Origin of the sequence: Bradyrhizobium sp. Mp27 (assembly GCF_029953005.1) — a bacterium.
Classification (GTDB): domain Bacteria; phylum Pseudomonadota; class Alphaproteobacteria; order Rhizobiales; family Xanthobacteraceae; genus Bradyrhizobium; species Bradyrhizobium barranii.
In genome coordinates this window covers 1-6,900 of the sequence record NZ_JASAUS010000254.1, presented here as the reverse complement: position 1 = coordinate 6,900, position 6,900 = coordinate 1, and the positions used below count along the sequence as shown (strand labels likewise).

The window sequence follows — 6,900 nt, the reverse complement described above, 5'->3', positions numbered from 1 at the left end:
CGAAAGGTTCGTTATCGTCAACGACTGCCAAGTTGATGGTGTTCAAGCTGCTCTGCGCCGCATCAAAGACCTGGCGGCGGCTGAAAGGCACAAATCAGTTGCCGAAGGTCAGCGCAGGTGTCAGATTCGAAAACGGCATCGAGGTCATCCAAGTGCCGGAAAACCACGCCGCCTGATCGCCTCGTCACCCAAAATCCCGCATAGCTCACAGGTCGTCGGGCGCGGCGCCGGATTTACGGTGAAGCCGAACGCAATGCGCTCGCACTCCTCTGAGAAGCCTCGGACCGGGTTTGCGGGAAGCGGCTGAAAGCCTTGATATCGATGCTGATCGACGCGATGGAGCGGGCACAGCCATCTTGACCTCGCTCCCGAGATCCGCGGCAAGCTGCTTTCGATGAGCGCGGCGACGATCGACCGGGCGTTGGGCCGGATTCGGGAGGGGCTCGGTCGCCAGCGCCGGCGACCGGCCGCACACGCCCTACGACGCAGTATTCCGATACGGACTTCGGCGGATTGGAATGATCCCGCACCGGGCTTCGTGGAGGCGGACCTTGTCGCGCACAGCGGTCCATCGGCGCGCGGCAGTTTCGTACAGACCCTGGTCCTCACTGACGTCGTGACCGGCTGAACGGAATGTGCGCCGCTGATCGTGCGCGAGCAGACGCTGCTGAGCACCGTGCTGACGGAATTGCGTAAGCAATTGCCCTTCGCGCTTCTTGGCTTGGACACGGCCAATGACACCGTTTTCATGAACGAGACGCTCAAGACGTACTGTGACACGGCCAGTATCATTTTCACGCGCTGCCGGCCGTACCGCAAAAACGATCAAGCGTTCGTCGAGCAAAAGAACGGCGCTGTCGTGCGCAGGATGGTCGGCTACAATGACCGTCATGGCGTATCCTCAGCCGTAAGCAGTCGGCCAGAGGGTTCGGGCAGAATGTGCTTCTCCGCAGCAAGCTTGATTGAGGCCTCCATGACTGACGCCGCCAGCGTGGGATTATCCTTCAGATCTTCCAAGGTAGCATCGACGTCGAACCGGCCCTGGCTGAGCGTCGCCGCCATGCTCTTGCTGTAGGGCGCGGACTTAAGAGCCGGCACCTGTTGCAGGAGTCGCTGAAGCTCTTGGCTTTTCTTCATGAAGAGGCGGACCCCGGTGTCGGATTTATAGCCGTCCGTGCCGACCTTGATGCCGAGGCTCAAGAGATTGTTTGCGCTTTGGACGAGATCGTCCGGATTGTAACCATCCGGGCGGGGATCGATGCGCGCCGGATAGTGGTCGAGTATGACCTGGATGCGGTCGCGAGGCTGAGGAGCCGCCGAATAGGCCTCCGCCAGTTCCGGGAAAAGCGCGACGAGTGCTGGGCTCACCGTCAGCTTTGCCTCGCTCACGCGTCCGACTGCCTCACGCAGGACCTGCTCATCCGCCCTCGCTGCCCAAGCATCGAGGTCGGCGACGAGCAACTCGGCCGTTTCGCGAGCGACCGGATGGGCTGCGACCTCGATCTCGTGCCTCGCCTGCTCGAGCTTGTCCTGGATTTCCTGGCAACGCACCTGCTCCTGGTTCAACAGGCCACCGATCTGTCGCCTGAGCTCGTGCTGAACGCCCTCGTAAGTGCCAAAGATGGCCCGCTCGGCAAACCAGTGTCGACCTTGATGGGACTGCGCCAGAAAGCTTCGCTGCAGGCTGCTATAGACTTCCAAAACATTCGTCGTGGCCGCGAGGATCTGGCTGGCACGACTGAACTGGTAGCTATCATCCTTGATCGCCGGCGTATGCGACTTTGGCGGCTTGAGCGAGCGAACGCCGCGAGCTTGCTCCTTCTCATCGAACCGCCGGACATGCTGATAAAGTTGTGGCCGGTCGGCGAGGATAATGACGGTATCCCCGTCGAAGTCGCCATCGAGCTTGTTCTGTTCACCAGGCGGGACTGCAACCAATGACCCCGGAGCGAACAATTCGGTTGCCTGCAGAATGCCGACACATTCGACCTGCACGTCCACCTTCGCGCGGTCCTTACGCTCGGTCCAGCTCGAATGGCACTTGACGTCCTCGGCCGACATCACCAGTCCACGGTCGGCGTACTCGGCCGGCCACATCTCATCTGGCACCACGATCAAAATGCCTTTGGCAAAGAAGCTCGGATCCTCAGCCGCCAGCTTGTCCTGCGACTTCTGGGCGATACTGAAACTGTATTGCATGGCCACGTTCCGATCGAGGAACGCCGCAGTCGGATCCCCATCAACTGCTGACTTGACTCGTCCGGCGGCGAACGGGCGCAGGTTGGGCTTGTCATAGGGGGACCGCCCGAGCAGCACACCACCTTTCCCTGTCAAGGTGTCGCTCTTGAGCGTCGGCACATGGAGGCAGCCATCATCGGATGGGACGGCCACCGCACCGGGACCATTGATATGTCCGGCCGTGACGGTGCGAAACAAGTCTTCCGACGTCAGCTCTTGGCCTTCTCGGCTTTCAAGCCAGGTCCTGGCCTTCTCGCTCGCTTCTTCCGCCACCTGCTCGTTGCGAGGGTAATGTTGCAGCGCCGAGGGAGGGAGGGACGATCTCCTTCCCTCACCAAAGGCCCGCAGCCGATCGGGACCTTCCTGGTGACCAACCCGGCGAACAGCAGGCATCCGCTCGGCCAGCGAAGCCTTGATGAAGCCGCAGCCGTCATGCGGTCGCAAGGCAATCGGACCTTCCGGTCCAGTCAGCTTAAAGGGATGCGCTTTGCCGCCAGGCCGGTCCGGCATCAGCAGCAGTTTGAAGGCGCCCTCCAGCGCGTAGTCGTGAGGCCCTAAATCTTTGATCGCGGGTGGCGCCGCAAACCCCCTGCGTTGCGTGTACCAATAAGCTTCTTTGAACGGCGCCCAGGCGCGCGACAGGTGCTCGAACGACGTCCCCGGAGCGGTTTCGGCATAGGGAATGGCCAGCAGCTTGCCCCCGGAAGACGCCGCCGGCTGATCGCCTGGAGCCCGGGCAGCGATCTGCGACAGCCTCGGTTTGGGTGCTTTCAACATGCTGCCGCCGAACAGGTCCAGGCGGTACGGCACACCCTCGACGGTCAGCGTCCGCGCCAACATGAAAGTGCTCGGCTTTGCCGGCAGCTGCACCGCAACCACCGGCAATGCCCCCGAGGTCAGGCGATGCAAAATCGAATAGCGTGTCTCAGGCTCCGTCGCCACTCGCCGTCCCTGCAGGTCCACCACCGGCAGCTGCATCAATCCCGCGTCACCCTGCGGTGGTCTGGGCGCGTGATCCATGGATCGCAACACCTGATAGACGTCGAAGACGGACGCAGCATGTTGAACCTGGACCGTTGCCGCCTCGCGCACGATGAACGCGTCCAGCGCATCGACAGGGCTGTCCGCCTCGATCTGCGCGATCAGATTCCAGCTCATGTTGGAAAGATCGCTTTGGATGAGGTCGCGCGCCTCCTTCAGGATCCTCTTGGTCCCGTGCCGCAGCATTTCCTGCCTGATCCGTAAATCGGACCTCTTGCCCTCGACATACGGTCGTTTGTAAAGACGTTCCAGGTCCGCACGCGCCTTGATTACTTTATAGATCGAGAGGGCGGGACAGCGAGTCGCAAACGGCCCACGGGTCCGCTCCGCCTCGCTTGCGTCGAGATACGCATCGATCTTGCGCTCCACTACCGGTTGGATGTCGTTCAGCAGGTTTAGAGCCTGCCTGCGGCACGAGCGCAGGTGCGGGCTGCGCACCAACGGCAGCAGGGCGGCGCAAAGATTGCTCATGGTTTCGAGGTTACTTTCCGCGGCAAAACCAGAGGCACCATACAACTGGTTGAGCCGATTTAACCCGATCGGTGCGAGCAACCCGAGGTCCTCAAACAGCCTAGTCTTCGCCAGCACTTTGAAAATGGTAGCAATGCTCAGAACATCGGCCTGCTCCAGCCGATCATGGTGCAGGTAGTGAGCCAGCTGATGTAAGCTGTTCTTCAGCAGGGCTGTCTCCGCAACGTCTCCACCGTCCTCACCCCTAATGACACTGTGTCCCAGAGCATTGGCGATCGCGATGAGCTCAAGCGTCGTGAACGAACCAAAGCGTCGGCCCGGTCCGCCGAGGCCGCGCGCGATGTCTATTACCGCCTGATGGCATGCCGCATCTTCCAGCCATTTGCTGAAGCCGTCCACCAGGTTCGCCAGCGCCTGCGGGTCAAAACGGGAGAGCTGGGAAGGCACCTCACCGGCGATGGCGACGGTGGCCTCGCGACAGCCCGCCGCGTCCGGCCATTTGCTGAAGCCGTTCACCAGGTTCGCCAGTTCCTGGGGCTTAAAACGGGAAAGCTTGGAAGGCACCTTACCGGCGATGGCGACGGTGGCCTCGCGACAGCCCGCCGCGTCCGGCCATTTGCTGAAGCCGTTCACCAGGGTGGCCAGCGCCTGCGGGTCAAAACGGGAGAGCCGAGAAGGCACCTTACCGGCGATGGCGACGGTGGCCTCGCGACAGCCCGCCGCGTCCGGCCATTTGCTGAAGCCGTTCACCAGGGTGGCCAGCGCCTGCGGGTCAAAACGGGAGAGCCCGACACTGTCGGCGCGGCGACTGACCTCACCGGCGATGGCGACGGTGGCCTCGCGACAGCCCGCCGCGTCCGGCCATTTGCTGAAGCCGTTCACCAGGTTGGCCAGCGCCTGCGGGACAAAACGGGAGAGCTGGGAAGGCACCTCACCGGCGATGGCGACGGTGGCCTCGCGACAGCCCGCCGCGTCCGGCCATTTGCTGAAGCCGTTCACCAGGGTGACCAGCGCCTGCAGGTCAAAACGGGAGAGCCCGACACTGTCGGCGCGGCGACTGACCTCACCGGCGATGGCGACGGTGGCCTCGCGACAGCCCGCCGCACCGGGCCACTTGCTGAAGCCATTCACCAGCAAGGATAGGCCTTGATCAGTCTGCCTCCGAAGTCCGCGGCTTTCATTGCAACAAAATTCCGCGATTCTGATCGCCCCCCTGCGGCATTCCGGCACCCGGGAGTTCCGACCGAATGATACGGCGAGGAGCGCAAGGGCTCGGTCCTCGACTTCGTACATAAGCGCGTCGTCGAGCCTCGATACTCGAGCTGCTAAGGCCTTGCAAGCTTCCATGCCTTCCCGACCGCCAGCCTCACCGCTCACCGCGTTGCATGTCTTGGCGTAGCTCCATGATTCACCAGCGCGGATATCTTCCTCCAAGCGCGCGACAAATCTGTATCGGAAATCAGCGGCGGCCTTTTGCAGGAACGTTGGCTTGTCTAGCATTCGCAACTGCCTGCCATAGTTCGCCACTGCACCTGAGAATCCATAGACGTCGCGAGCCCTATCAATATCCCTTAACGCCATATTAAGTACGCTCGAAGACCCGTAGCGGCGCTCTAAGCTTGCACCGTGGATGCTCTGCGCAGTGACATCGTCGACGCGCCGTTTTCCTGGCCTGGCACTCAGGTCGGACGCAGAATACCTATGTGGCGGGAGCGCTTCTGTTCGCAAGCTCGCGGCTGCTCGATCGCTTCGCCAGTGCTCGCCGCCAGAACGCGACGAACTCTCTGCCCGACTTGGTGCATCACGATAAGACCTGTACGATTGTTCAGAGCTTGCACCATGGACGCTTTGCGCGGCGACATCATCGAAAGGCCGCCTTCCTGATCCAACCGCTCGGTCGGACGCGGAATACCTATGCGGCGGAAGCGCCTCTGTTCGCGAGCTTCCGGCTGCTCGATCGCTTCGCCAGTGCTCACCGCCAGGACCCGACAAGCTCTCCGCCCGACTTGGTGCGTGATGATAAGATCTATACGGTATATCCGGGCTTTCACCATGCCCGCGCTGCGCAGCTATATCGTCGATAGGGAGGCGAGCAGAACAAGTCCCCGAATCTTGAGGCTGAGAGCCCATCCTCCCAAGGACAGAAATGTTCGTTTGACCGTCCTCGCCAGAAACGCCATCTGCGTGAGACTTGGCCGCGCCTTCAGCGCCGTCGTCTGCAAGTTGCCAAACGCGAATCCCAAGTCCGCTAATGCCGGTCAGAACGCGCCTCCAATACAAGCACGAATGCGCTGGTTGTGATCTTCGCACAATGGCGACCTTGAGCGTGCTAATACATCCATCGCAAGCGCGCAGCGATCGACCATCCGTCGCATTCGAATCTCCTGTGCTCCTCTCCTACGGCCAGGACAAATAGATGTTTGTTATGAAGCGATATTCCACACCTATGGTCTGAGCCCTCGTTTCAGCCAGCGATGGTGCCGAAGCCATAGAATTGGGGATCGTGTTGGGCCATTTCGGCTCCCTGATCCCACGTCAGGGAACGGCGTAGCTCTTCAGGCAAGGTTATGATGGTGCGCAATTGCGACACGCACGGCTTCGGCCCCCGTGTCCCGCCAGTGCAGGCCCGTTCGTCCGGCCGATAGGAGCGAGAGTGGGTAGTTCGTCAGTGCCGAGCATGCCGCGCTAAGGTCGTCCAGCAGATGCAGACTTGGTTGTTGAAGCAGATCGCGACGAAGTTGCCAATCGAAGGTGGCGATCGCCGCAAATGATCGTCGGTCTCGCCGGCTGAACTCGAAAGGAGAGCGGTACGCAATCGGCTCGGGGTGTTGTCTTTTTCCAAAATTCAGATCGACATGAAGATGATTCTGCGCCGGTCTGGCTTTCTTCCGCTCTGCCCCCCTCGCGGCAGATCCGAAGAGCACGATCTTGACGCTCATTCACGACAGCCTCCCCAGGCCGCCGGATCACGCTTCCGGACGGCACCAAGGTCGAGGAGAGCAGAGAGCTGGCCCCCGGTTGTTTGGACAGCGCCCCGCCGGATTTAAGTGGATTCCTGCCGGGTTATGCTGAACGCGGGGCTTTACGGTTTTGTCGTTGCGTCGGGAGGGCGTAGCCCGACCAGAGCGACGACAAAACCGTCGGCGACGG

The 6,900-nt window shown here is 61.4% G+C and carries 2 protein-coding genes and 3 pseudogenes; 2 read left to right on the top strand and 3 right to left on the bottom strand.

Going from position 1 to position 6,900, the window contains the following annotated elements; all coding sequences use genetic code 11:
* Nucleotides 1-176, top strand: a pseudogene (locus tag QJT78_RS47065) (IS256 family transposase); the annotation flags it as partial.
* Nucleotides 177-210: 34 nt separating this feature from the next.
* A pseudogene (locus tag QJT78_RS47060) lies at nucleotides 211-880 on the top strand (ISNCY family transposase); the annotation flags it as partial.
* 8 nt (nucleotides 881-888) lie between these two features.
* On the opposite strand, the gene QJT78_RS47055 reads toward QJT78_RS47060, so the two are convergent.
* From QJT78_RS47055 to QJT78_RS47045, 3 genes and pseudogenes are all read right to left on the bottom strand, one after another.
* Nucleotides 889-4,881, bottom strand: a complete 3,993-nt coding sequence (locus QJT78_RS47055; RefSeq protein ID WP_281460718.1) for a hypothetical protein — start codon at nucleotides 4,879-4,881, stop codon at nucleotides 889-891.
* Nucleotides 4,882-5,429: 548 nt separating this feature from the next.
* Complete coding sequence (locus tag QJT78_RS47050; RefSeq protein WP_129557678.1) at nucleotides 5,430-5,726, bottom strand: hypothetical protein; 297 nt, start codon at nucleotides 5,724-5,726, stop codon at nucleotides 5,430-5,432.
* A gap of 527 nt (nucleotides 5,727-6,253) precedes the next feature.
* Nucleotides 6,254-6,381: pseudogene (locus QJT78_RS47045) on the bottom strand (IS30 family transposase); the annotation flags it as partial.
* Nucleotides 6,382-6,900 lie beyond the last annotated feature (519 nt).